This window comes from Methanobrevibacter ruminantium (assembly GCF_016294135.1).
In the GTDB taxonomy this organism is placed as follows: Archaea; Methanobacteriota; Methanobacteria; order Methanobacteriales; family Methanobacteriaceae; genus Methanobrevibacter; species Methanobrevibacter ruminantium_A.
Genome location: NZ_JAEDCO010000006.1, coordinates 1 through 26,087, shown reverse-complemented (window position 1 = coordinate 26,087; position 26,087 = coordinate 1). Strand labels below are relative to the sequence as shown.

General features: G+C 31.5%; 26 protein-coding genes. 7 read left to right on the top strand and 19 right to left on the bottom strand.

From position 1 onward, the window contains the following. Positions 1-20: 20 nt before the first annotated feature. Positions 21-1,046, top strand: a complete 1,026-nt coding sequence (locus VW161_RS02805; protein WP_325192694.1) for an acyltransferase — start codon at positions 21-23, stop codon at positions 1,044-1,046. 118 nt (positions 1,047-1,164) lie between these two features. Here VW161_RS02805 and VW161_RS02800 read toward each other — a convergent pair whose 3' ends face one another. The 6 genes from VW161_RS02800 to VW161_RS02775 all read right to left on the bottom strand — a co-directional run bounded on the left by VW161_RS02800 (position 1,165) and on the right by VW161_RS02775 (position 6,084). Next, entirely contained in the window at positions 1,165-2,121 is a 957-nt protein-coding gene (locus tag VW161_RS02800; protein ID WP_304086105.1) for a malate dehydrogenase, read from the bottom strand. Between the two features lie 706 nt (positions 2,122-2,827). Continuing rightward, complete coding sequence (locus VW161_RS02795) at positions 2,828-3,325, bottom strand: ferritin (RefSeq protein ID WP_304086107.1); 498 nt, start codon at positions 3,323-3,325, stop codon at positions 2,828-2,830. 83 nt (positions 3,326-3,408) lie between these two features. Then, positions 3,409-3,564 carry a rubredoxin gene (locus tag VW161_RS02790; protein WP_295607161.1) on the bottom strand — a complete coding sequence of 52 codons (156 nt, stop codon included), beginning with the start codon at positions 3,562-3,564 and terminating at the stop codon, positions 3,409-3,411. A gap of 54 nt (positions 3,565-3,618) precedes the next feature. Next, the gene (locus VW161_RS02785) at positions 3,619-3,777 is read right to left on the bottom strand and encodes a rubredoxin (protein WP_304086109.1); all 159 of its coding nucleotides are present in this window, start codon (positions 3,775-3,777) and stop codon (positions 3,619-3,621) included. Between the two features lie 104 nt (positions 3,778-3,881). Beyond that, entirely contained in the window at positions 3,882-4,292 is a 411-nt protein-coding gene (locus VW161_RS02780) for a universal stress protein (RefSeq protein WP_304086111.1), read from the bottom strand. Positions 4,293-4,374: 82 nt separating this feature from the next. After that, on the bottom strand, positions 4,375-6,084 hold the full coding sequence (locus VW161_RS02775) for an ATP-binding cassette domain-containing protein (RefSeq protein WP_304086112.1): 1,710 nt from the start codon (positions 6,082-6,084) through the stop codon (positions 4,375-4,377). A 237-nt stretch (positions 6,085-6,321) separates the two neighbouring features. Here VW161_RS02775 and VW161_RS02770 point away from each other — a divergent pair, with 237 nt between their 5' ends. After that, on the top strand, positions 6,322-6,960 hold the full coding sequence (locus tag VW161_RS02770) for a DUF447 domain-containing protein (RefSeq protein WP_304086113.1): 639 nt from the start codon (positions 6,322-6,324) through the stop codon (positions 6,958-6,960). Positions 6,961-7,611: 651 nt separating this feature from the next. Here VW161_RS02770 and cofH read toward each other — a convergent pair. Next, entirely contained in the window at positions 7,612-8,733 is a 1,122-nt protein-coding gene (cofH, locus tag VW161_RS02765; RefSeq protein WP_304086115.1) for a 5-amino-6-(D-ribitylamino)uracil--L-tyrosine 4-hydroxyphenyl transferase CofH, read from the bottom strand. Positions 8,734-9,072: 339 nt separating this feature from the next. Between cofH and VW161_RS02760 the strand changes: the two genes are divergently transcribed. Continuing rightward, the gene (locus tag VW161_RS02760; protein WP_304086117.1) at positions 9,073-9,609 is read left to right on the top strand and encodes a nicotinamide-nucleotide adenylyltransferase; all 537 of its coding nucleotides are present in this window, start codon (positions 9,073-9,075) and stop codon (positions 9,607-9,609) included. Positions 9,610-9,757: 148 nt separating this feature from the next. Further along, positions 9,758-10,195 (top strand): molybdenum cofactor biosynthesis protein MoaE, encoded by a 438-nt coding sequence (locus VW161_RS02755; protein WP_304086118.1) that lies wholly within the window; start codon positions 9,758-9,760, stop codon positions 10,193-10,195. Positions 10,196-10,464: 269 nt separating this feature from the next. On the opposite strand, the gene VW161_RS02750 is transcribed toward VW161_RS02755, so the two are convergent. Next, positions 10,465-10,671 (bottom strand): TOBE domain-containing protein, encoded by a 207-nt coding sequence (locus VW161_RS02750; RefSeq protein WP_304094444.1) that lies wholly within the window; start codon positions 10,669-10,671, stop codon positions 10,465-10,467. A gap of 55 nt (positions 10,672-10,726) precedes the next feature. Further along, positions 10,727-10,933 carry a TOBE domain-containing protein gene (locus VW161_RS02745; protein ID WP_295607146.1) on the bottom strand — a complete coding sequence of 69 codons (207 nt, stop codon included), beginning with the start codon at positions 10,931-10,933 and terminating at the stop codon, positions 10,727-10,729. A 476-nt stretch (positions 10,934-11,409) separates the two neighbouring features. Here VW161_RS02745 and VW161_RS02740 point away from each other — a divergent pair, with 476 nt between their 5' ends. The 3 genes from VW161_RS02740 (at position 11,410) to VW161_RS02730 (ending at position 13,869) form a co-directional block, all read left to right on the top strand. Continuing rightward, positions 11,410-12,630: an HD domain-containing protein gene (locus tag VW161_RS02740; protein WP_304086152.1), complete on the top strand. Its 1,221-nt coding sequence runs from the start codon at positions 11,410-11,412 to the stop codon at positions 12,628-12,630. Between the two features lie 79 nt (positions 12,631-12,709). Then, positions 12,710-13,267 carry a UbiX family flavin prenyltransferase gene (locus tag VW161_RS02735; RefSeq protein ID WP_304086121.1) on the top strand — a complete coding sequence of 186 codons (558 nt, stop codon included), beginning with the start codon at positions 12,710-12,712 and terminating at the stop codon, positions 13,265-13,267. 38 nt (positions 13,268-13,305) lie between these two features. Then, positions 13,306-13,869, top strand: coding sequence for a methyltransferase domain-containing protein (locus VW161_RS02730; RefSeq protein WP_304086123.1), 564 nt, complete (start codon positions 13,306-13,308; stop codon positions 13,867-13,869). A gap of 51 nt (positions 13,870-13,920) precedes the next feature. On the opposite strand, the gene VW161_RS02725 is transcribed toward VW161_RS02730, so the two are convergent. The 10 genes from VW161_RS02725 to VW161_RS02680 form a co-directional block, all read right to left on the bottom strand. Continuing rightward, on the bottom strand, positions 13,921-14,649 hold the full coding sequence (locus tag VW161_RS02725; protein ID WP_304094445.1) for a molybdenum cofactor guanylyltransferase: 729 nt from the start codon (positions 14,647-14,649) through the stop codon (positions 13,921-13,923). Between the two features lie 91 nt (positions 14,650-14,740). Then, positions 14,741-15,508, bottom strand: coding sequence for a hypothetical protein (locus VW161_RS02720; RefSeq protein WP_304094446.1), 768 nt, complete (start codon positions 15,506-15,508; stop codon positions 14,741-14,743). 183 nt (positions 15,509-15,691) lie between these two features. Next, on the bottom strand, positions 15,692-15,940 hold the full coding sequence (locus VW161_RS02715; protein WP_304086129.1) for a hypothetical protein: 249 nt from the start codon (positions 15,938-15,940) through the stop codon (positions 15,692-15,694). Between the two features lie 244 nt (positions 15,941-16,184). Beyond that, a complete protein-coding gene (gene guaB / locus VW161_RS02710; protein WP_304094447.1) occupies positions 16,185-17,678 on the bottom strand; it encodes an IMP dehydrogenase in 1,494 nt (497 codons plus the stop codon). A 129-nt stretch (positions 17,679-17,807) separates the two neighbouring features. Next, positions 17,808-18,527, bottom strand: a complete 720-nt coding sequence (locus VW161_RS02705) for a (5-formylfuran-3-yl)methyl phosphate synthase (protein WP_304102230.1) — start codon at positions 18,525-18,527, stop codon at positions 17,808-17,810. Positions 18,528-18,855: 328 nt separating this feature from the next. Continuing rightward, entirely contained in the window at positions 18,856-23,361 is a 4,506-nt protein-coding gene (locus tag VW161_RS02700) for a hypothetical protein (protein WP_304102227.1), read from the bottom strand. Positions 23,362-23,764: 403 nt separating this feature from the next. Further along, positions 23,765-24,556: a zinc ribbon domain-containing protein gene (locus VW161_RS02695; RefSeq protein ID WP_325192687.1), complete on the bottom strand. Its 792-nt coding sequence runs from the start codon at positions 24,554-24,556 to the stop codon at positions 23,765-23,767. A gap of 142 nt (positions 24,557-24,698) precedes the next feature. Next, positions 24,699-24,944 carry a DUF5654 family protein gene (locus VW161_RS02690; RefSeq protein ID WP_304086139.1) on the bottom strand — a complete coding sequence of 82 codons (246 nt, stop codon included), beginning with the start codon at positions 24,942-24,944 and terminating at the stop codon, positions 24,699-24,701. A 295-nt stretch (positions 24,945-25,239) separates the two neighbouring features. Beyond that, on the bottom strand, positions 25,240-25,680 hold the full coding sequence (locus tag VW161_RS02685) for a type II toxin-antitoxin system VapC family toxin (RefSeq protein WP_304093829.1): 441 nt from the start codon (positions 25,678-25,680) through the stop codon (positions 25,240-25,242). Then, positions 25,677-25,904, bottom strand: coding sequence for an AbrB/MazE/SpoVT family DNA-binding domain-containing protein (locus VW161_RS02680; RefSeq protein ID WP_304163180.1), 228 nt, complete (start codon positions 25,902-25,904; stop codon positions 25,677-25,679). Before VW161_RS02680 ends, VW161_RS02685 begins: the two co-directional genes overlap by 4 nt. Between the last annotated feature and the right edge of the window lie 183 nt (positions 25,905-26,087).

The following is a 26,087-nucleotide window of genomic DNA, read 5'->3' as shown; positions in this document are numbered from 1 at the left end:
TTTGATAAAATGAAAAGCATATCTTCTATTTTGATGCTTTGAGGGCATTGGCAATCATTTCAGTAATTTTAGTCCATGTTTTTGATGGAGGCACCAGACATTTGATAGTTGCAGATTATGGTGCAATTCCAAGCTTGAACTGGTTTGTCTGCTCATTTATAATTAATTTCTTCAGAGTAGGAGTTCCGCTATTTCTAATGCTCTCTGGAGCCTTGTCATTAGGCAGGGACTGGACAATAAAGTCATTCTTATCAAAGAGATTGCCAAGAATAATCTACCCATTCCTCTTTTGGTTATTCTTCCTATCAATTTGTCTGGTTTTCATCAATTCTTTCATACATCCGTTGAAAATAAGTGGATTTTTTAGCTTGATTACATTAGGGGCATTAGGCAAAAACAACTATTTCTATCAGGATTGGTTCTTTTGGATGATACTTGGAACATACCTGATCATGCCTGTTTTCAATAAATGGATACAGCATTCAGAAAATAATGAATTGGAATATTTCCTGTTTTTCTGGCTAATAACATGCATATTTGACTTTACATTAAAGATGCCGTTTCCAATAAAGCTTAGCTACTTTACAAGCCCTATCGGACTTGTTGTCCTTGGATATTACCTTAGATATACTGAAAGGGAATTATTGAACAAAAAATACTTTGCAATACTGTTAATATTCTTTTCAATTGGATCCATGATGGTATGTTCATACCTATTCTCCAGCACAACATTAATCTACAGATTTGACAGATATGCACTATTCATGGCATTGAATGCAGCAGGAGTCTTCCTATTGTTTAAGAACATTAATTTAAATCCAAAAGGAATTATAAGGGATTTCATTACAAAAGTGGCTCAGTACAACTATGGAATCTATCTGGTCCATGTAGCAGTCCTGTCCGTTACAATTGAAATCTTTGAAAATACAATGCCTTACAATCTTTGGACAATCATATTGCTTTTAGTTACCCTATTTGTTCCAATGGGATTTTTATATCTATTCAGCAATGTTCCTTACTTAAAAAACATTATTGGAGTAAAATAGCTAATTAAAATTAGGTTAATATTTAAAAATAGGCAAAATATTTAAAAATTAGGTAAAAATGTTTAAAAATTAAGAAAAATTAATAGTAAAAAATAGTAAAAAAATAAGAAAAATAAGCTTATTTATATTCTTTTAGACTTTCTCTGACTTCTTCTGTAAGCTTTCTAATCTGTTCGGCAGCAGCTTGGAACTTTTTAGTCTCATAATCACTCATATGAATAGGAACAATCATTGCATTTCCTTTTTTGGATAAAACAGAAGGAACACCTAATGAAACTCCATTGACACCAGCAATTTCACCATCTAAGTATAAGCTTACAGTCAAGATCTTATGGGAGTTTGTAATCAATGTAATAATCAAATTAGAAATAGCATAGGCAGGACCATATTCAGTAGCACCCTTCTTTGAAATGATTGTATTTCCCGCATTTCTTAGAGTATGAATGATCTCCTTAATGTCCAATTCCACCTCTCTAATAAAGTATTTCAGAGGAATACCTCCAATGGTGGTTGAACTTAAAAGAGGAACCATATTGTCACCATGCTCACCGATAACCCTTGTATGGATTTCACTGCTGTTGATGTTCAATCTTCTTGCAAAGTAATTTTTGAGTCTTAAGGAATCCAAGTGGTTTCCTACACCAATGACCCTGTCCCTATCGAAACCTGAAGCGTCCAAAGCAATTGTGGTCATTACATCCACAGGATTTGTTGCAACTACGATAATGGCATCTGGAGCATATTTAGCTACTTGTCTGGCATAGTTTGATACAATTTGTCCATTTATGAAAGCCAAATCCCTTCTGCTCATCCCCTCATGCCTTGGAGCACCTGCAGAAATCAATACAATTTGGGAATCTGCAAGATCTTCATAATTGCAGGATGGGATGAGTAAACAATCGATATCTTCAGCAGCCAATGCATCATACATGTCATAGCTTTGGCCCTTTGCCTTGTCAATGCTTTCAGGTCTTGCAAACAATACAACTTCACTTATTGTATCTGCTCTAGCCAATTTGAAAGTAACGTTTTTACCTATTACACCGGTTGAACCCATTACACTTACCTTTACCACGTTTTTGCCTCCTTAAGATTACTTTTGATTAAAATAACATACTTAATATAGTTATATTCTTTTATTTCTAATAAAAATAGTTTACTAAAAATAAAACAAAATTAATTTTAAAATAATATAAAAAAAGATAGTTTTTAAAACTTAAAGTATAAGAATTCAAAAGAATTCTTAACTTTAAATTTTTCCCATAAACCGGAGTTTGAAATAAACTCTAAGTAATATTATATTTTTAGAATATATAATCTTTACTTATTTATGAAGGGAAAAAAACTACCCAATGAAAATATTAAACAAAATTTTTTTAAAATTCAACAACAAGTTTCAAATTTATTTCATTAGCAAAATGAAAATTTTCAAGATTTCTAATGAATATCCAAGAATATCTTTAAAATGTTCTTTAAAGACTTCAAAAGAATGTTTAAGAAATTCTCCAATTTCAGTTTTCATTTTATGCCCCCAGTTTTGGGTATATTTTCTGCAGGCATGAAAAACCTTTAATTGATACTTAATTTTTATTATAAATAAATATTATAGTTTTTTTAACAGTTAACTTTCATTTTAATTGTTAAATTATGATTATTCAATAAAATTGAGGTTATTTCATAAAAATAAGGGATTTAAATAAAATTATATTTTTTGATAAAAATAGTTAAAAATATAAATTAGAATAAAATTAAAAAATAAAAAAAGAAAGAATAGATCAAATCTATTCTTCACCGCCACGACCTGCGAACTCTTCGTTAAGTTTGTATAATAAAGAGTTGTCGTCGCCAGCTAATTTGAGTTTTGCTAAGTTTTCCATAGCGTTTTCTTCTTCTTCAACTTGCTCTTCTACGAACCATTGCAAGAAGTTGTTGGTTGCATGGTCTTTTTCTTCAATAGCTAAGTCAACTAAATCATTGATTAAGCCAGTAACCATTTGTTCGTGGGATAAAACATGTTCAAATGCTGCAAGTGGAGAGTCCCATTCAGTTTGTGGAGCTTCAATTGCAGTAAGGGTTACGCTTGCCCCTCTTCTAATGATGTAATCATAGAATTTCATACCATGTTCTAATTCTTCTGCAGCTTGTACTCTCATCCAGTTAGCAAATCCTGCTAAGTCGATGTCTTCAAAGTAAGCTGCCATAGATAAGTATAAGTATCCAGAATATACTTCTGCGTTTAATTGAGCATTTAATGCTGCTTCCATTTTTTCATTTACCATAATAACACCTAAAATTAAAAAAATAAAAATTTATTAAATTAAAATTGAAATGATAATTTAATAATCATGATTTAAAAATTTATTTATTCTTCTACGAAATCTCCTTTTTCTGCACCGCATAATGGGCAAACCCAATCATCCGGTAAGTCTGCAAAAGCAGTGCCTGGTTCAACGCCATTATCTGGGTCACCAGCATCAGGATTATATTCGTATCCGCAAATATCACATACAAATACCATTTTATTCACCTTCGATTAAATTTTAAGAAAGTAGTATCATAAAGTTTAAATCAATTATAATGCTTTAAACATGTTTTTAACTGCACCACATAAAGGGCATCTGAAATCATCAGCTACGTCTTCCCAAGCAGTTCCTGCAGCAACATCTTTTCTAGATTCGCCTTTTTCAGTGTCATATACGTATCCGCAAATAGTACATTTGTATTCAGCCATAGTGTTAACCTCCAATAACTAATTAATAATATATTTAATTCTAATAATATATAAATTGTTTTATTTTATTACAACTTATTTTAAAAAACAGCAAAAAGCAATAATTATTTAACTAAAATTACAGGAACTTTAGAGACTTTTAAGGCATTTTCAGCTACACTGCCAATTTTAGAATAATCAATATTCTCTTGCGTTTCCATAGACTTTCCAAAAGCTCCAAAGACAGCAATGTCAGGATTTATCTTTCTAATCATTGTTGCCATATCATGAATAGGATCTGCAGTGATGATATGCTCCACTACAACAACATCCTTTTCCTTCCCTTTTGCTGTAATCTCATCCAAGACTGCTCCACCAGCATCATCCAAGTCATCATATGAAAAGTCAAGAGCAAAATCCATAACATATAAAGCAGAGATCTTTGCACCGTATTTGCTTGCTAAATCAATAGCTAAATCCACTGCCTTGTCTCCACATTTGGAACCATCGCTAGCAACTAAAATATTCTTAAACATACTATCATCTTAAAAAGAATAAAAATTATTGATTGAAAAAATAATCTAAAAAATTAAAAATAAAAAATAAAAATTTAACTGATTACATCAAGTAATCAGCTTTACAGAATCCAATGAAGTCATCGACTAACCTATCAACATCTTTAGTGTCATCCTTGAGAAGACCTTGGTCAATGAAGATAGCCCTGTTACTTAATTCCCTAATGAAGTCTGTATTGTGTGAAACCATTACAATGGTAGTTCCGAATTCCTTGCAGATTCTCTTAAGAGAGTTGGTTACTGTCCTCAAGGTTTTTGGATCCAAGTCTCCAAACGGTTCGTCAAGCAATAGGATATCCGGTTTGGATACGAGCACAAGTGCAAGCATAGCCCTTACCTTTTGACCACCTGATAATTCAAATGATCTTCTTCCTAAAATGTCTAAAGGCAAGTCAAGCGCTTCGAATAAGTCTGCAACTTGCTCTGCAATTTCTGCTTCAGGGAATTTAGGGAACAATTCATCTAAAATACTTGGTTCAAGTCCAACTTGCTCAAGACGAGCTTTAGCTTCCCTTTCTGGAAGGTCAGTTAATTGATACAATGCATCAAGCAAGATGTCAGGCAAGCCTTCTTCCTTAGCTCTTTCTTTTGCTTCCTGAACCATATCAAATCTTTTGTATCCAAGTTTCTTAGCCAATTGGCTTTGAACGGTAGCCCAATAGACTAATGCAAATTCCTGATGCATGAAACCTATGTTTCTTCTAACTTCCATCCTGTCAAGGCTTGCTTTTCTGATGTCTACCCATTTGGTTTCTCCGTCCTTGTCAAGCTTGAACAATACATCACCGTTGTCAGGCACATCCATACCCCCTAACATACGAAGAAGAATTGTCTTACCTGCTCCACTTGGACCTACTAAAGATAGGATATCTCCTCTCTTTACTTCAAAGCTGATGTCCTTCATGTGCAAAACATCTTTACCTTTAAGCAAATAGAACCTTTTATCCAAATCGCATGCTTTAATCAAGGTTTCATCTGTGGATTCAAGCTCAATGTCAACAGGGTCTTCAATGTCAGATAGGAACTCATCGATAATCTCATCAACATCTCCATCTTTAGCTATTTCACCATCTTCCAAAAGGATTACCCTTTCAGCCAAGAACTTATGAACCTCAGGTAAGTGGGATACTAAAACAATAGTGATGTTTAACTCTTCATTGATCTTTTTAACAGCATCCAAGATTTCCTGTTTGGTTTTAGGACATGCCATTGTAGCAGGCTCGTCAAGAAGCATTACTTTAGGCTTTTTAGCAAGCTGTCTTGCCATGATAAGTCTTTGCTTTTCACCACCGCTTAATACGGAAGCCAAGTGACCGGACTTTTCCTTAAGGCCTACAAGCTCCAATAGCTCATAAGCTTCCTTATCGAATTGGTCATGAGCCAATTCAAAGTCGGTTCCTGCCTCATCACCGTATTTTGCACCATATAGCTTTCTTACTACATTGTCAAGTACGGTTTCAGGCCAAATACCAAAAGACCTTTGCAAGTGAATTGCAGTTTCCTTTTTCACTTGATTGAAATAAAATTGAGTTGAATCCGGCTTTAAGGTGTATCTTTCTACTCTAACTTCACCTTCATCAAATTTTTCCACCCCTCTTAATATTCTTAAAAGGGTTGTTTTACCGGAACCGCTTGTTCCTAAAATACCTACGATTTCTCCTTCTTTAACTTCAAGATTAATGTTATTTAGGGCTTTCACTTCTTCCCCATTCTCTAATTTATATGATTTAGAAAGGTTTTTAATACTTATCATTATACCACAATTTGAATTTTTAAACGATTCTTATTAATTAGAATAATTAAATTAATAATTTGTTTAATTTTAAATATTATTAAAATATTTATACATTATATAATATTAAATTACCTATATTTAAAACCTTTTCATTAATCATTTAATAATTAAATATAAGAATTAAGATGAATAAAATATTCATAAATATTTTAAACAGAAATAAATTTGTTTAATTTAACAAACAGGAGATTAATAATGTCATTTAGTTTAGAAAGCATTGGAATCAAGGCTGGAGGAAAATATGAAACAATCTACACCACCATGAACAAGGCAGGTGAAATGGATGCAGCTCCAATAGGACTCAAATGTGTAGATGACTATGCAGTTCTTGGGAGAATATTTGAAGGAAGCAAAACATTGGAAAACATTAAGGAAACCGGAATTTTTGTTGTAAACATTACAAGTGATCCAAGTGTATTTGCACGTTCATTATATGGCAATCTAGAGCCTAAAGAGTTTGTTAAGGATGATGACATAGTATATATGAAAAATGCTGACGCTTACTTCATTGCACTTGTAAAATCAATTGAAGATAAGGAAATAGGAAAGGACCATGTGAATGATGGAGCTAAATTCAGCATCGTCAATGCAGAATCCATAAAGATCATAATCAATAAGCCTGGAACAAAAGCTCTAAACAGAGGAATATTCGCATTTTTGGAATCTCTTGTAGACTATTCAAGAATTGATATAATCGATGATGAGAAAAAGGATGAATATATCAAGAAATTCAAGGAAAACGAGAGACTAATTGATGTAGTTGCAGAGGATGAAGTTAAAGAGGCAATGAAAGACTTGAAGGAAAGGATAATTGAAAAAGGAGTTGAGTTATAATTTAATTTAAAAATTGAAAAATAACGAAATGAAAGCAATATTTACTGTAAAATAAACTTAATTCTTTCATAATTGATAAGATTTAAATAATATAAATCTTAAAATAATTTAAGGGTTTACACCTTTATATAAACTCCATTTTGTTGAAAAGAAGGAGATGTTAATGAATCCAAATTTCTTTGGATTCCGTTAACATTTGATATACTATTTTTAATTTTTTTGAAAACTATTTTCAATTAATTTTTCTATCCTATTCTTATAATTCGATAATTTATCAAATCTTATTTTATTGCATTTTAAAATAAATTTCTTAAAAAGACTATTTTTTACGAAATAAATGCAATATGACAATTAAACTGAAATTAAAAGCCATAAAATTAGTTAAACATATAAATAATAAATTTAAACTAATTATTAAGGTTTCGATATCTTAAAAAATCACAATCTTTTCAATGAAAGGAGGTGAAAGTATGGTCATGACTTTGAGACAAGTTTTACTTGTTATCCTTTTCATAATTCAAAGGATCCTAATTTTCATTGAATGAACTGTAGTTTCACGATAGTCGAATTTTACAAAAAGTTAACAGTTTGATTTGCCTTAGATATCCTTTCATCCTATTAAATTAGATTAAAAAAATAGAAAAAAGTAATTTAGAATTCAATTGGATAGAATTCAGTATAAGTGGAGTTTCTTTCTATTGGAACTCTTCCCAAGTCATTGACTAATTTAGTTAGGTCTCTAATGCTTGCATTAACACCATCTGGAGCTCCAGAAGCTGCAGACAATTCATCTCCACCCAAAGTGCCCCCTAAGTCATTAGCACCTGCTAAAAGTGAAACTTGAGCAAATCTAAAGCCCATTTTTACCCAAGAGACTTGAATATTAGGAATGATGTCTCTAAACATTAATCTAGCAACAGCATAAAGCTTTAAATCTTGAGTACCTGTAGCTCCCAAATCCCTTTGTCCTTCAAGGAAAATCGGGGAGTATTCATGCATGAATGTCATTGGAATGAATTCATTGAATCCTCCAGTATCAAGTTGGATTTGTCTAAGAATATCTAAGTGTTCAACTCTCTCTTCAATGGTTTCCACATGACCATACATCATGGTAGCAGAACCGGTTATTCCAACTTTCTGAGCTATCTTCACTACATCAATCCATTCTTGAGTTGATACCTTTTTAGGGCATATTATTTCTCTTGAACGATCTGCCAATATCTCAGCAGCAGTTCCAGGTAAAGTGTCTAAACCTGCCTTTTTCAATATTTTAAACGCTTCATCTACAGGTATTTCACTGTTTAGTGCAGCATCTCTAATCATGGTTGGTGAAAATCCATGGATTTCCACTTTAGGGTAATGTGACTTGAGCAATTTCAAAAGATGCTCATAATATTCTATTGTTGCATCTTCAAGGACTCCGCCCATCAATGTGAATTCGCGTGCCCCATCACGGTAACTGCCTTCAGCCTTATTCAATATGCCTTCATCATCTAATAAATAAGCTTCAGGATCATCCGGATCCTTACCGAAAGCACAAAATCCACAACGTACATGACAGATGTTTGTGAAGTTGATGTTGCAGTTATTGATGAAAGTGACCTTATCACCAACAATCTCTTCACGTACCGCATCTGCAGTAGCCAAAAGCGGATAAATTTCTGAACCCTTTAGGTTCATTAAGTAATTCCCATCTTCAACTGAGATAGGCTCATCAAAAGCGCTATCTAAAATCTTCTTAGTTTTGGATGCCACATTAATTCTATCGTACATAATTTTAAATCAGTTCCATATAACATATAAAGTTTTCTATGAATTGAAAAAAATAATTAATTTTAATAGGTTAGATGATTTAATTTTAACTAAAAAGTGATTAAATTATTAATAAAGATTAGAAAATATTTATTAATTAAATTAAGTAAAAAATCAGACATTTTAAGGTAAAAATGATTATTTTTATACATTTAATTTAAATTAGCAATTTTTAAATTTTACTAATTTACTTATTCCTCATTAAAAATCAATGAATTTATAAATTTCTCTAATTTACTTATTCTTTAATAAAAATCAAATAATCAAATATTAATATTATAAGGAATAAAAAGAGATACAATGAAGAACGTAACACGTGGCTTATTAATTGGAAGAATGCAACCTGTTCATAATGGCCATATCCAAATTATAGAAAAGACATTGAATTTTGTTGATGAAGTTGTAATTGGTATTGGAAGCGCTCAGTTAAGCCATGAGCTAAAGGACCCATTTACTGCAGGTGAAAGGATCATGATGATGACCCAAGCATTGGATGATGCAGATATCGACCCTAAAAGGTATTACATCATACCTATTGAAGACATCAATAGAAATGCATTGTGGGTTGCTCAAGTCAAGATGCTGACTCCTCCTTTCAGTAATGTATATAGCGGAAATGCTCTTGTAAAAAGATTGTTCAAGGAAGATGGATACGATGTCTATCAGCCAGAGCTATTTGATAGGGAAGTCTTGTCTGGAACTGAAATAAGAGATAGAATTTTAAATGATGGAGATTGGAGATCTCTTGTTCCTAAAGCTACAGCAGATGTCATTGACGAGATAGATGGAGTATGCAGGATCAAAGAATTGAGCAAAAAGGAATTAAGTGAAAAATGATCCTTATTCATTTTCTATTTTTTTAGAAAAATTATATAACAATAGTTATATTTATTAATAAAAAAATTAAATATATTAATGGAATAAGACAAATTAACTTTAAGTATCAAACTTAAATTTTTTATTCATTATTTATTAGGATGATAAAATGGTAATAAAAATTGTAGAGAAAGACGAAGAATACTTCACTATTGGAGACTTAATTGAAGACATTAAAAAATCACAAAGAGTTGATGAAGCTGGAGCAATTTACAGTTTTGAAGGAATCGTAAGAGGAACAGAAGAAAACAAGACTGTAGATAAACTTACATTAACTCTCCCAGATAAGGAAAAGGGATTAGCAGATATCGAATCCATTGTAGAAACAGCTAAAGTGAAACATGGAGTATTTGAAATAAGCGTTATCCATTATATTGGAGAGTTCTACACAGGAGATCAATTATTCCTTGTAGTTGTTCTCGGACCTCATAGAGGCGAAACCTTAGAAGCTCTCACAGAAGTTATTGAAAGAGTTAAACATGAAATTGACTTTAAAAAAGAAGAGCTTTCCAATCAAGGAACTAAAGTTATAATGGCAGGAGGATAATTCTTCCCCCATTACTATTTTATTAAATAAACTTATTAATTATTTCAATGCGAAAAAATATTATTAATCATTAAAAAAAAAAAAGCTTTTTTTAAAATATTTAAAAGATTAAAAAGAGATAGATTTTACAAAATCTATAAAATTACCTAAAAACTTATTTTAACAGAACAGACCATTAAAATATCTAAATACTATTTAAATAATACTATTAATTATAAATTTCTAAACTTTATTAAAATTAAAGTTAAAAGTAAGTAAATAGAATAAATCTATTTAGCTACCATTACTTCGGTAGATTTAATAATAGCTTTTACTTCATTACCAATAGCTAATTCTAATTCTTCTGCAGATTCTCTGGTAATTGCTGCAGTGAGTAAAGCTGGATCTTCTACTTTAATTTTAATGCTTGCCATTACAGCACCTAATTTTAAACTTTCAACAGTTCCTTTAATACCGTTTCTTGCACTAATTTCCATTTTATCACCAATAAAAATAAAATTATTAATTTTCTAATTTTTAAAACTATTAAACTTATTTAGCTACCATTACTTCAGTAGATTTGATAATAGCTTTTACTTCGTCTCCTTCTTTTAAGTCTAATTCTTCTGCAGATTCTCTGGTAATAACTGCAGTGATGACACCAGGTTCGGTTATTTCAATTTTAATACTTGCCATGACTTCACCTAATTTTACATCTTCGACTTTTCCGGTTAATCCGTTTCTTGCACTAATTTCCATAATAATACCTCGATATGAATTTATCAATAATTATACAATTCGATAATTGCATATAATGTAATTTGTCTTAATACTATATAAATATTACTATTAAAGCAATTAAAATAGTTTTTTACGATTACGATTTTTTTACATATCGAAAAAGGAAATCTGAATTTTTTTAATCGATAATAATATTACATTATAAAGAGAAAACTAAAAATTATTTCAATGAAAACAATATTAAAATGAGATTAAAAATTTCAAAAAAAGGAAAATATTGATTGAAATTGAAAAATTTTAATTTAACTAGCAAAAAAATGGGAATAAAAAGATTAAATTAGTCTAAATATTAGAAAACTTTATTAAATAAGTCTTTTAAAAATATGATTAGATAATTGTTGAATATTTTAAGATTTGAAAATCAAAAATGAAAGAATTAAAAAATAGAGAAATAAAATTATAATTTTTAAAAATTCAAAATTCTAAGATGTGTTATTATGTCACGCCAAAAATTCATCAGAGACAGTATCCATGGAAACTTGCCGCTAACTGAATTTGAAGTGGAAGTATTGGACTACCCACAAGTTCAAAGATTAAGAAGGGTAAAGCAATTAGGATTCATTTCATTGATCTATCCTGGAGCTAACCACTCTCGTTTTGAGCATTGCATTGGAACAATGCATCTTGCATCAAAGCTTGCTGAACAATTGGAATTGGATGAACATGACAAGGAATTGGTTAGAATGGCTGGTTTATTGCACGATGCAGGACATGGCCCATTCTCACATGTTTCAGAAGCTGTTTTTGATGTTCCTCATGAAGAGTTAACCGGTTTTATAGTGACAAAAACCAGCTTGGCAGACAAGCTATCAGAAAAATTCAACACACAAGAAATTGTCGATATCATTAACGGTAAAGGCAGATTAGGCCCTATCATCTCTGGAGAATTGGATATGGACCGTATGGATTACCTCATTAGGGACTCACATTACACTGGGGTGGCTTATGGAGTAATCGATACTGAACGTATCATAAGCAACTTAAAGCTAAAGAGAGAATTGATATTGGACATCAAAGGTGTTCAAGCTGCAGAAGCAGCACTTACAGCCCGTTATCTAATGTATCCAAGTGTTTATCAGCACCACACTACAAGAATCATCAATGCAATGTTTAGAAGATGCCTAAGGCATATGATCAGTCAAGACATTGTAAATCCTAATGAGATGTACAAATACGATGATTCAGACATGATAAGCATGTGCAGAAGCTCTGAAGGATTTTCAAGAGACATAATGGAACGCATTGACAACAGACAGTTATTGAAGGTAGCCAGATCAGAACCTGTAAATGGATTTGAAAACCCTGAGCAAATATTTAAGATTGAAAAGGAAAAACTGGCTAAGGCAGAAGAGGAAATCAGTGAAGACTTCGGTTTAGACAGAAATTACGTTATCTTAAACATATCTGAATATCCAAGTTTTGATGAGATGAAAACATGGGTGTCCTTTGGAGAAAACCTATACCATCTTAACGAGATTTCAAGCATAGTGGGTGCTTTAAGCAGTGCAAGGTTCAATTCAGCAGATATTGCACTTTATGTTCCTAAGGAAGATATGGGAAAAATAAATAGGTTAAAGCTAGACAATTACATTGATTTGCCAGAAAGAGTGAATAAATTTGATACAATTCATTTTGAACAGTCTACATTGTTTTAAATTAAATAATAAAAATAACAATAAATAAAATATAATTATATCATAAATAAGATTAATATTATTTTCAAGAGAGGATAAGATGATAGTAATAGCTATTACAGGTGCAAGTGGAGTAATCTACGGAGTTGAAATGCTAAAGGCACTGAAAGAACTTAATGTAGAAACAGGATTATTAATCAGCGATTCAGCTAAAATAGTGATGAAATATGAATTGAACGATTGCAATTTAGAAGAGATTGAATCATTGGCAGACCACTATTTCGAAGCGAATGAGATCGATTCATCCATCAACAGCGGTTCATTTAAATTCGATTCCATGGTTATCATCCCTTGTTCCATGAAAACCGTATCTGCAATAGCTAATGGCTATGCATCCAACTCAATTAGCCGTGTAGCGGATGTTGCATTGAAAGAGAGAAGAAACCTTGTTTTAGTGCCAAGAGAAACCCCATTAAGGGATGTTCATCTTGAAAATATGCTTAGAATCTCTAAAGAGGGAGGAATTATCCTACCTGCAATGCCTGCATTCTACCATGAACCTAAAGACATCAAGGACATGACTGACTTTATTGTAGGAAAAGTATTGGATGTTTTAAGAATAGACAATGAAATGTTTAAAAGATGGGAAAAACCATAATCAAATACCCAATAAATAATTTCTTTTGAGTTGGAAATATGATTAATGACTTTGATTTATTAACAACATGTGACATATCAGGATTCCTAAAAGAGGAAATCAGATCAATCATAATCTATAAATCTGATGTAAATGATTCAGATATTGTTTTAGACATCAATTGCGGTGTTGGAGAGATCTCATCAGAATTTTCCAATCTTGCTCAAAAGGTATATGCAATAGATGAAAGTCCACAAGCCATCACAATAAGTGAAAATAATATTAAAAAGCATGGAAATATCGATAATGTTGAATTGATGAATGAGAATGACTTATCTGCAATTGAAAAAATAGAAAATTTTGATATTGCTATACTACATGCCAAGAATGACAATTACAATGAAATCTTAGATATTGTCCATGAAAAAATTAATTCTAAAGGCAGAATACTTATTTTAACCAATTTCCTTGACATTGAAGTGAATGTAGTCAATAAATTGGATGAATTGAATTACAATCCACAAATCACCCAAGTAAACATTACAAAAGGGCAATTATTGTATAAGGGAATAAAAATGGAAAGTCAAAATCCAATGACTATCATTTTTGCTAAAAAAAGATGATTGTAAAAAAAAGTTATATGAAAAATAGCTTTAAAAAGACATTAATTGATATTACTCTAAATCATCAAGATCTTCTTTTCTGTTAAAGTTTCTAAAGTCCTTTTCAAAGAGAACCCTATTGTCAACTTCTATAAAGCAAGGATTTTTCAAGCCTTTAATGAATGACTTTACATATAAGTTATCTTCTTTTAAAAGCTCATCAATCTTATTCAAATTCTCTTTTTTATATATTGCATGCAATGGCTCAGAGTTTGCTATTTTCATGTCAACGGTCATTTCACTTGCATCATCAAAATTAAATTCATCATTATCCTTGAACTTGTCCTTATTTGATTTTATGTGAAATGGAATGATTGCATCAATATCAGATTCCAAGTTTTCATCCAATAGCTTAAACATTGCATCTATATTTTCCTCACTGATAAAAGGGGAATCACAAGGCAAAACAAGTGCATAATCTGTTTTTATATTCTTCAACCCAGTCATGATTCCTGATATTGGACCTTTTCCCTTAATCTCATCCTCAACAAAATTTAATGAATAATCAAAATTATCTTCAATATCATCATCACAATACTGATTAAGTAATGACTGATAATCAGCTATCCTTTGAGCATCATTTAAAACAATTGTAGCATCATTTATTTTATAGTTTAATCTTTCAAGTATGTGTAAAATCATAGGTTTCTCTTTAATAATCATAGACCCCTTATCCTGACCCATTCTTCTACTCATTCCTCCTGATAAAACTATGCAAGAATACAATTTTTGACCATTCATAAACATCACTATAAAAATAAAAGTGAATTAAATTAAAAAAAGAAAAGTTTGATTAATTGAAATTTGAAAATCAATTAATCATTGAATTAATCTATTCCTTTACATGAACATCCGCTTCGCTATCGAATGGATTGGTACGGATAGCAAGTGAAGTCATGTAAGGATAGTATTTTTTAAGGTATTTTAAATAATAAACCCATTCATACACCAATTTAGTGTATACTCTCTTCATATCACCGTTTAAGTGATTGAAATCAGCATCTTTAATGTCTGAGAATTCACCTCTACGGGAAAGCTCTTCATCCAAATGCAATAAAGCAAGCAAGAGTGAAGAGAATTCATCTTTTTCCAAAAGATTAGGGTTGTTGATGAGGTTTACTAAAAATTCCCTTTTTTCAACAAGAATTGAATGAAAATTTGTTAAGAACTCCTCTCTTTCTTCTGGCGGAATATCCACTTTGAAGTCAAGCCCATTTTCTTTCAATTCCTTCATCTTATTATCGAAATCCTTTTCATCCCAGTTTCTGATATCCTTTAGGTTTTCGGTATTGATCTTGTTCTTATTGACTTTGCTGAGCTCAGCTAAAAGATCATTTCCAATTTCTGAGAAGAAAGTACCCATAAGCATGTCTATTTTCTCTAAAATAGCTTCATGTTCCTTTTTGCCCATTATGCCTTCAAGCAGGAATGCGACAATCAATATGTCAATTGGAATGAAACCTATATGTTTCCAAAGATAAGCAATAATCTCTTCACCATCTCCAAAGATAAGATATCTTGCTAAAAAGATGGCAACTGCCAAGACAAACATGATTATTGCAAATCTGATTTTCCAACTTCTTTCGTTGTTTTCTCTCATTTTATAAACTCCAATAAAAATTATAAAAATTATAAAAATTATACAAATTATACAAATTATCAATCAGTATAAGACTTTTTAATCAAATAAGCAAATAATTGTTAATTAATTTATATAGTAGTTTATTCCTTTAATTTAATAAAGTATTCGTTTTAAGAAGTGGAAATTAAATTCGTTAAGTATTTAATAACCAGGGTCAAATTTAAAAACTTTAGCAGCTAATTTCAAACCAGTATCCTTAACAAAAGTATTGATTAATAAATAAGCCACTAGCCATCTTAAAGGCCATAAGATTAAACAGTTTTCCATTGAAATTCCATTTCCAGTTAAATAAAATGGAAGTACACCAAAAATGATTGGCATAATAATGCTCATCATAAAACTAATCCAAAATGCAACAGGATTCCAAAGTCTTTTAATAAAATCTAACATAATATAATCTCTCCTTTATAGTAAATTTTTTAAAATATTTTATAAAACCTGTTAAAAATAGAATAAATAATTTTTTTAAAATATTTTATCTACTATTTAAAGACTTTAAAAAGCAATTCTATTTAGAATTGTAAAAAATAATTATTTGATTTAAAAAACAACAAATCAAAATAAAAATGATCTTTAAAAAATAATTGAAAAAGAATAATGATAGATTATTCTAAATTCAAATTAATAGTCCCAATTATTCAAAATTTGGATAATTTGGACTTTCGTTAGTGATCATCAATTCATGAGGATGTGATTCCTTGATACCACTTGCAGTGATTCTAACGAAACGAGCAACTTCCTTCATGTTTTGGATGTCACGAGCACCACAGTAACCCATGGAAGACTTTAATCCTCCAACCAATTGGAATACAACTTCAGCCACAGTTCCCTTATATGGAACTACACCTTCTACACCTTCAGCCACTAATTTTGAATGTTTCATGTGGGTGCCTTTATCCACTTCTTGGAAGTATCTGTCTGCTCCACCACCGGATCCACCAGTCATAGCTCCAATGGAACCCATTCCACGGTAGGTTTTGTATTTTCTACCATTCATGGTAACTATGTCACCAGGAGCTTCCAAGGTTCCTGCAAGCAAGTTACCAAGCATTACAACATCTGCACCGGCACCAATAGCTTTTGCAATGTCACCGGAGTATCTGAGTCCTCCGTCAGCAATGACAGGAACTCCAGCTTCGCTAGCAATATCTGCCACTTCTGCAATAGCTGTAACCTGTGGTACACCGATACCTGCGACAATACGGGTAGTACAAATGGAACCAGGACCAATACCTACCTTAAGACCGTCTGCACCATGAGCAATCAAGTCTTCTGCAGCTTCACGGGTTGCAATGTTACCCATACATAAGTCTGCATCGATATTGTCCTTGATGGTTTCTGCAAATTTAACTACATTCATGTTATGAGCATGAGCACAGTCGATTGAAATGATGTCTGCTCCAGCTTCATCCAATGCCATAGCTCTGTCCAAATCGAAAGGACCACAAGCTGCTGCAACTAAGTATTTACCATTCTTATCAAGTGCAGCATTAGGGTGTTGATCTTGATTTAAGATATCCTTAATGGTAAGAATACCTACCAAATCACCATCTTCACTAACAACAGGCAATCTTTCAACCTTGTTTTCATAAGCGATATCCAATGCCTCTTCAGAAGGGGTGTTCTCTTTGATTGTAACAACTTCAGAGGTCATTATGTCCTTGACTAATTTTTTGGAATCAGATTTTAGGAAAGGCCTTACATCTCTTTTAGAGATGATTCCAACAATCTTCTCGTTTTCAATAACAGGAAGACCGCTAACTGATTCGTTTTCCATAATGTCTTGGACAGTTTCAATGGAAGATTCAGGACTGATTGTCACTACATCACGTACGGTAATGTCTTCAGCGCTTTTTACTTTTTTAACCTCTTCCACTTGTGCCTCTTGAGTGATGTTACGGTGAATAACACCGACTCCTCCTTCTTGAGCAAGTGCAATAGCTAAATTTGCTTCAGTAACTGTGTCCATTGCAGCACTCATAATAGGGATATTTAATTGGATGTCTTTAGTTAAGTTTACTTTAGTTTCTACATCCTTTGCTTCAATCCAGGAAGCGTTAGGAACTAATAAAAAATCATCATAAGTGTAACCAGGTTTTGCATTATATATCTTATCTGAAAATTGCAATTTTTTTCCTCCTAAAAATTGTAAAAAATAAAAGTGTAATTAAAAATTAATGAAAATGATTTAAAAAAAATTATCCTAATTTAAGAAAATTAAGATAATTATAAGCATATATTTAAAAAATATTTGAAATTATTCTTCAAAGGATTTAACGAGCTCTTTTAATTCAGCTACAGCAGTTCTATCAATGTGTCCGGTGTTTCTGTCTCCACCTACACAAGCAGCTCCTCTAACACCAACTACATCACATCCAATGTCATATAATGGTTTTAATTGGTCTTTTTTAACAGAACCTGCTAAAGCTACTTTCAATCCATAGCCATGAGCTTCTTCAGTGAATTTTTTACAATCATCAATATCTAAGTAATCAAATAAAGTGTGCCCATCTTTAACAGCAGTGTCTAACATAGCCAAATCTGCTCCAGCATCTCTTGCCACTTTAGGAATATCCCATGGACTTACAGCTCCAACTCTATGAGCATCAGCATAACCGGAAGCAACAACAATAGCATTAGAATCTGTATCCTTTACAGTTTTAACTACGTTTTCCATTACTTCTAAAGCTTCTTCATAGTTACTTGGACCGTATAATCCTACTTTAATGTAATCTGCACCAGAAACCAATGCACCCATAGCAGCTAAAGATACGGTTCCAGGCTTGTATGGAACATCTCCTAAAGTTGCACTTACAAGCATGTCATCAGGAGTAAGTTCTCTGATATCCTTAATAACCCAAGGGAAATTTGCACCAAGGGAACCTTCTTTAGGATTTTTTACATCAACTATGTCTGCTCCACCTTCAATGGATTCAATAGCTTCATCATGATTTATAGGACTAATTAATAAAAGCAAATATATTCCTCCAAACTATATAATTTTCATTAGTTATCTTAATTTAATTAATATTTAATTATTACAATTAGTTAACCTTTTAATTATTTAAAATTAACTAATTTTTATTTAAAATTTTTATAATGAAATTATTATTAATTTTATAAAAAATAATATCATATAAATATTTTAGATTATTTATATATTTATAAATAATAATATAAATACTTTTTATTTTTATATTCCTTTAAATACTTTAGATAAAAAATGGAAATGACCATTGTAAGGAATATGTGAAAAAATCACTAAAAAAAGAGAAAGGAGTTAAAAATAACTCCAAAAATAAAATTTAATTTTTTCTAATAGCTAATGAAAACAATGCAAATATAGATAAAATAGCTAAAGCTAATGGATGCCCTGTCTTTTTCTTATGAATATCTATAGGCTTTTTAGAATTTTTGACATGATTTCCATTTGATTTTGAATCTAAATTCTTATCTAAACCTTTATCATCATTTCCAAAAAGATCATCTGGGAAATAGTCATCCCATGAGAACTCATCATAATCCTCACCCTCTTTTGGATCGCTTTCAGGATCATCAGTGCCTTCCGGTTTTACATCATCAGGATTATCTGGATTTTCAGGACCATCAGGATTATCATCATCACTTTCATTCAAAATAACATCAACACTTGCTGAATCAAAGTTATTGGATTGGTTCCTATCTAGAGTGAAAGAGTTTGCACTAACGCTATTTACAACTGTTCCTTCCTCCAATGCTTTAGATGATATGACCAATAAAGCAGACTCACTGCTCTCCAAGTCACCGACTTCCCAAATTAATTCAACGATATTACCATCATCTGTAACGGTTTCCAAATCGCCTTTAGTCAATTCATATATGACAAACTCCAAACTTTCAGGAAAACTGCCGTTTACAATCACTTCACTTGCCTTATCCGGGCCATTATTGGTGACATTTATTATCCAATTTACAACCTCATCAACGTAAACAGGATTCTTATCTGCTATTTTGGTAACAGATATATCACAAATTGGAAGTATTTCCAAAGTATCGTTGTCATGATTGTTTTCCTTATTTGGTTCATAAGTGCTTGTTTCCACATCAGCGAGAACGATGATGTTCTCATTGGATTTGTTAGCTTTTGTGATGATGTTTAATGAAATCTCATCTCCACTCTCCAAATCACCAATAATCCATTCATAATTTTCCAAATCAAAAGAATCATTAGAAGAATTTAGTACAATCAATCCTAATGATTCCAAATCAGACAATGAGACTGAAACATTGGAAGCATCATTAGGACCATCATTGGAAACTACAACAATCCACTCCACAACATCTCCATAGTTAACTGTATCATTAGATGCATCGATATTGATTATCAAGTCACATACAGGATTGATTATCAATGAGTCATTATCAATATTGTTTTCATAATCAGACTCTAATGTGCTTGTTTCAACATCAGCAGTTACTGTTATGGCCTCATCAGATTTATTGACTCTTGTTGTGATAATCAATGAAACATTTTCACCACTCTCTAAATCACCAATTATCCATTCATAATCTCTCAAATCAAATGAATCATCAGAAGCATTCAAAACAATCAAATCCAATGATTCCAAATCAGACAACGAAAGGGTGACATTAACTGCATCATCAGGGCCATCATTGGAAACTACAACAATCCACTCCACAACATCATCCTTATTTACAGGACTTTCAGATACACTCACTTTAGTTATCAAATCACATATAGGCAAAGCATCAACGCTATCTGAATCATGATTATTGGATTCAATAGGCTCATATGTATCTGCACTTACATTTGCATTGAGAACCAATGGTTTATCAGAAGAATTCACTTTGGTTGAAATAACAAAACTGATTTCATCTCCAACCAATAAGTTTGGAATCTCCAATTTATTCTCAGTCTGATTGAAAGTGTCATTAGAACTGTTTAAATATATCAATTCCTCATCTGGGTAATCCAATAAGACAACAACTTTGCTTGCATTGTTTGGCCCATTGTTTACAACGGTTATTGTCCAATTGACAACATCACCAGGATTTACAATCTCTTCAGATGCATTGACTGTAATCGCCAAGTCTGCCATAAGAACCCTAATGGTCTTATTGTCCAAATTATTTGTAAGATTGGAATCCTCTTCAATGGATGATACATTTACAGGATAGTCAATAAGTCCTGTTTTATTGGTTTGAACATTGATGGCCAAAGTTTGATTTTCACCAACACCCAAGTTTCCAATATCCCAAATGCCATCATCAGGATTATATGTGCCTATTGAAGAAACAGAAGAAAAGTAAACCAACCTTTCTGGAATGATTGCACTTACATTCACTCCAGTTGCATTGTTCGGACCATTGTTCTTGACTTTAATAGTGAATTTAACTGTCTTGTTGAAATCAACATTCACTCTGCTTGATACAATGTCAATAGCTACATCAACAATAGGAATGACCTCAAATTCATTTGTTTCATCTATTTCCTTGTAATAATCATCTTCAAAATGTTCAGCATAGAGATGATATTTTCCAGGACTTAATGGATTGTCAATATAATCACTAATATTGAATTTTATATCTCCAAGAATGCCAGTTGTAAATGTTTCATTCAAGATAATCTCATTGCCTGAAATAATATCAGAAACTTCATCAATAGAAGATAATCCTGCTTGTTCACTATCAGAAATCTCTTTATAAATGATTATATTAACCAATTGGTTATCCTCTCTATCATCCTGATACAAGAGACTGCCGTTCAAGCTGTTTTGCGCCCCATCAACTGGATGTATCTCATCATTTCCTGTTATCTTTTGACCTTTTGAAGATATGTAACTCACATTATAGAAGTAGATTTCATCTATTGATGCAGTATTATAGATTGCATTTGCAATATTATTGCCTCCAATTAAAGTCAAGTTAATTAAAATGTCGCTTTCATTGAAATAGCTGATAGCAGGGTTTACATATGAATCCAAAATATATGACCAAGCTTGATTCTTATCAAAATTGGTATTGGATAATGTCATTTTTGACCCATCTGTATAAATGGCTGAACCGTTACGAGCGGTATTGAATATGAAATTAGATGAATCAACAGTATTGTTATCTCCTTTAATGTAGATGGCTCCACCTAATCCGCTGATGATATCAGACTTATTCGGAATTGCAGAGTTATTTGAAAAATCAGAAGCAATTATGTTGGCATTTGAACCTTCAATATAGATTGCCCCTCCCTTCTTGCTTACATTGTTGAAGCTTAGATTATTCAATATCAGATTGCTGTTAGAGCCTTTAATGTAAATTGCAGCTCCATTTTCACATGAATTGTTTTTGAAATTGCTGTCATAAACATATGTGTTAGGCCCTTTAATGTATACAGAACCATTCACCAGTTTATGATTTGTGAAATTAGAACTGAAAATATTCGAATTTGATCCAACCACATAAACGGCAGCTCCATAGCTTGCCCGGTTTGCATCAAAGCTTGAATTCAACACTGAAACGTCTGTTCCATTAATCAATATTCCAGCACCAATGTTTTTAGCGAAATTCTCATTGAATGTGGAATTGACTATTATTGCCTCATTTCCCATTATGAACAATGCGCCACCATCAGTGCCAGTAGCCTTATTCTCATTGAATGTAGAGTTAATAACCCTTACATTGTTTCCTTTTACTTGAATCGCACCGCCCATAGGAGCAGTGTTGTTTTCAAAAATGCATGAATTGATATTTACGCTAATGTTGTTTACCTCAAAACCAGTACTTATAGCACCTCCATAAATTCCAGCACTATTATTTATGAAAATACAATCGATTATGTCACCATCTGAATGCAATGTGGTGGCTCCTCCCACTCTATTGCAATAATTATTGATGAAAGTGGAATTTGAAACCTTTATTCCAGGACGGAAGCAAAATGCACCTGCATGAGTGGTTTCATTGTCAGAAATGGCTGAATTGTTGATGAATAGACAATTTTCAACAGTCCCCTTATTGATCATTGTTTCTGAAACCCCTACTTGCAATCCTCCACCGCAAGCCTGAATGCTCTCATTGTTCCTAACGGTATTGTTAATGAATGTGCAATTTCTAACTGTAACATTGTTTGCAGCTATAGCCACATTCGAATATTTCCATGAAAATCCGTTATAGAAATTAGAGTTTTCCAAGAGGAAATTTGTAGTGTTTGGATAAACATAAATATGCGCACAGAATGTGCTTGCATTATTATGATTGAAATTGCAGTTGCTTATTTGTCCATTGCCTTCCAGATAGTAGACTGCCTTGTCATTTGCATTAATGAAATTGCAGTTTACTAATTTTACATTAGGAACGGTGACCCTAAAAATTCCAGATAGCTTTTTTGCATCTAAAGTTGCTCTAACATCTCCAGAACCACCACTTATAGTTACGGATTTGTTAACTATAATGACTGTCCCATTTCCGGTAAATGTCTTTCCGTTTAGATTGATTGTATCACCGGATTTTGCACTGTTGATTGAACTTTGAATGCTGCTGAATGTATTTCCACTAGGGCTGATACTAGATTTTAGAGAACTCTCATCTGAATTAATAGAACTTAAATTGGGACTGTAATCCCCATCCAAGTTGGATAATTCATTCATAGATCCTACACAATCCTCATCCTCATTGCTATTTACAATATTATCACTTATATCTTCATTTAAATTTGTAAAGGAAGATTCAGACTGTGAATCGATTGCAACTGAATTAAAGCTTAAATCCTCCAAATCAGTTGCACTAACAGTTGAAAATGTTAAAAATACACAGAGAATCATACAAATTAAACATATAATTTTTAATTTCAATGTACATAACACCTCATAAAATTTAGAAGAAAAATAACCCTAAAGAATTCCCAACAATAAAAATCTTAAAAATGACTGAAATTAAAAAAATATTGAAAAAGAATTTTTAGAAAATATTTCTCTTCAAAAATAGATAGTTAGTCATCATTTATAAATTAAACAGTTTTTATAGGTTTAAAATTGATTTAAAAGTAAAATATTATTTTAATATTAAAATAAGATTATAATTAAAGAGTAATTTATCAAATAAATGATATGTTGTATTTAAATTAGAATTAATTAAATTAAATCAATATTAATTGAAATTAAAATTAAAATTAAAAATAGTTAAAAAAATTATAAATAATAAACTAATTTAGTAAAAAAATTAGGATTATTCATTCTCATAATAGAAAATAGACTCCAAGAAGTCAAGATTCTTATAAGTGGAATTATCACTTGAACTTGGAATTATGATTCCATAGCCAGAATATTCTCCTTTTCCAGCATAAATGAGAATTGGATCTCCATTATCCATATCTGTTGAATAGACTTGCCTTTGGGAAGGAGTTTCGAATTCGCATTTGAAAATGTCCAATACATACCAGTCATTATCATCCACATTCACGTAATAGGTTTCATATTCTGTGATGTTGAATCCATCTGATTCAATGTTGTATGAATGGTTTGAGTCAATCAGCTGAGCTTCACCTTCTCCGCTTAGATAAGCATTCCTATCTATTGACAGGTTATAAGGCTCATTGCCCCAATTTTCGTGAGGATTCATATTGTAGCTGTATTTATCAAGAGAGATATTGTCTGCACTGTCCTCTAGAACTGAAGTGTCATAATCGCTTGAATTATTGCTGTCATAGGCAAAAAATGTTATTATTGAAAAGAGCATCAATAGAATGAAAAGAGCTATGCATACCTTTTTAAAAGGAAATTTCTCTTCATTTCCAATGTTTCCCTTATCATTTCCAGAACTCTTTTTGGAAGAGCTTTCAAAAGGATTTGTAGAGCTTCTGTTATCAAAATCATCAAATGGACCATCAAACTCTTCTTTTGCTTGTGAGTTTGAATAGTGATCGGCCTTGTATCTTGGAATGTATTCCCAACCGCAATTAGGACAAAACTTTGCATTATCAGAAAGTTCCCTGCCACAGTTTCCACAATATTTTGCCATTTTCAACCCCCTTAAACAAACAATTCAACAAAATACTAAATTATAAAAAATAATTATAAAAAAAGATTTTCAAAAACATTAAAAAAATATAAAATAATATCAAAAAAGTAAAAAAAAAGAGAATAATAAAAACTACTTATTCTCATTTAACTTCATCATCTACTTCAATACCCATTTTAGCGGCCATTCTAGCAAGAATGATGGTTACAACAACAGCTAAGATAGTTACAATAATAGCATAAATGAATAATCCGCTAAGTGCGTCTCCAGTACCTACTAAAGTTTCAATTAACTTTTGGATTGCATCGTTCCATGCTAAACCTGCAACTAAACCGAATGCAGTGGTTACTAAGGTAATAATAGTTTTCATAACAGTTTTTGCTACCATAATATATCTCCATAATATTTTTAAAAAAACAACTAAAATTAGCAATTTTAACTTCAATAAGGAAATTCACTCATAAAATTTCAGTTAAATAGAATTGACTAATTTTTAGTTATTTAATATTATGCAATTTATCCATATATAAAGTTATTACTAAAATACAGTTATATTATTACATTAAAATAAGATTTGCTTAATTTTCAGTTAAGATTTTAAAAATAAGTGAAAATTATAAACATAAATGATAAAATAAAAACATTAACTAGGATAAATATTGTAAAATTTGATAAAAAATAATCTAATAAATAATATCCACCATATCATTTCTTAGAAAATTCTCATCAAAACTGACTATGGAATCTAACGAAAACAATTTTGCAGTAGTTATAATTGAGCAGTCAGTGAATCCCAATTTATGCTTTGCCTTTAAATCCTTATCTCTTCTTCGATTAAGACGCTTATATGTGCTAAGCACTGAATCATTGAAATCTGGAATTTCATATTCATTGATCCAAATGAAATTATCTTTCATCATATTGTAGGTATTTTTAGCTACTTCAACACTATCCTTTTGACCTAATATGTTCATTACTTCTGATACAATCTGATTGGAAACATAACATTCATTTGAAACAGTTAAATTCTCTTTAATTTCCAATTTAACTGCCCTCTCATGCAACTCATCATTCGGTAGAATGGCAGCCACAATGAAATTAGTATCCAATAATAATTTGCTCATTCATATAACTCCTTTTCCAATTGAACTGCATTTGTTTTAGTCTTTACAGTTCCTGATCCCATCATGTCCCTAAAGGATAATTTTTTCCTGAAAGAAACTACAATTTCTCCACGATCATTCTCTTCCCATTCAACTATATCATCCGGCTGAACATCATACTTTTTTCTATATACTGCGGGAATTGTAGTTTGATTCTTTTTATAGACTTTAGTTTCAATAACCATAAAAATCACCATACTTTTTAATTATTGCTATGTAATATTATATTTACTATACTTTATAAAAGTTACTATGATGATTTTATTTTACTAGTCAAAAATAATTTATTTTACAATGAAATATTAGACTTTAGACATTATAAAAATTTTTAAAGTGCGAAATTGTGAATAAACACAAATGTGTAAAAA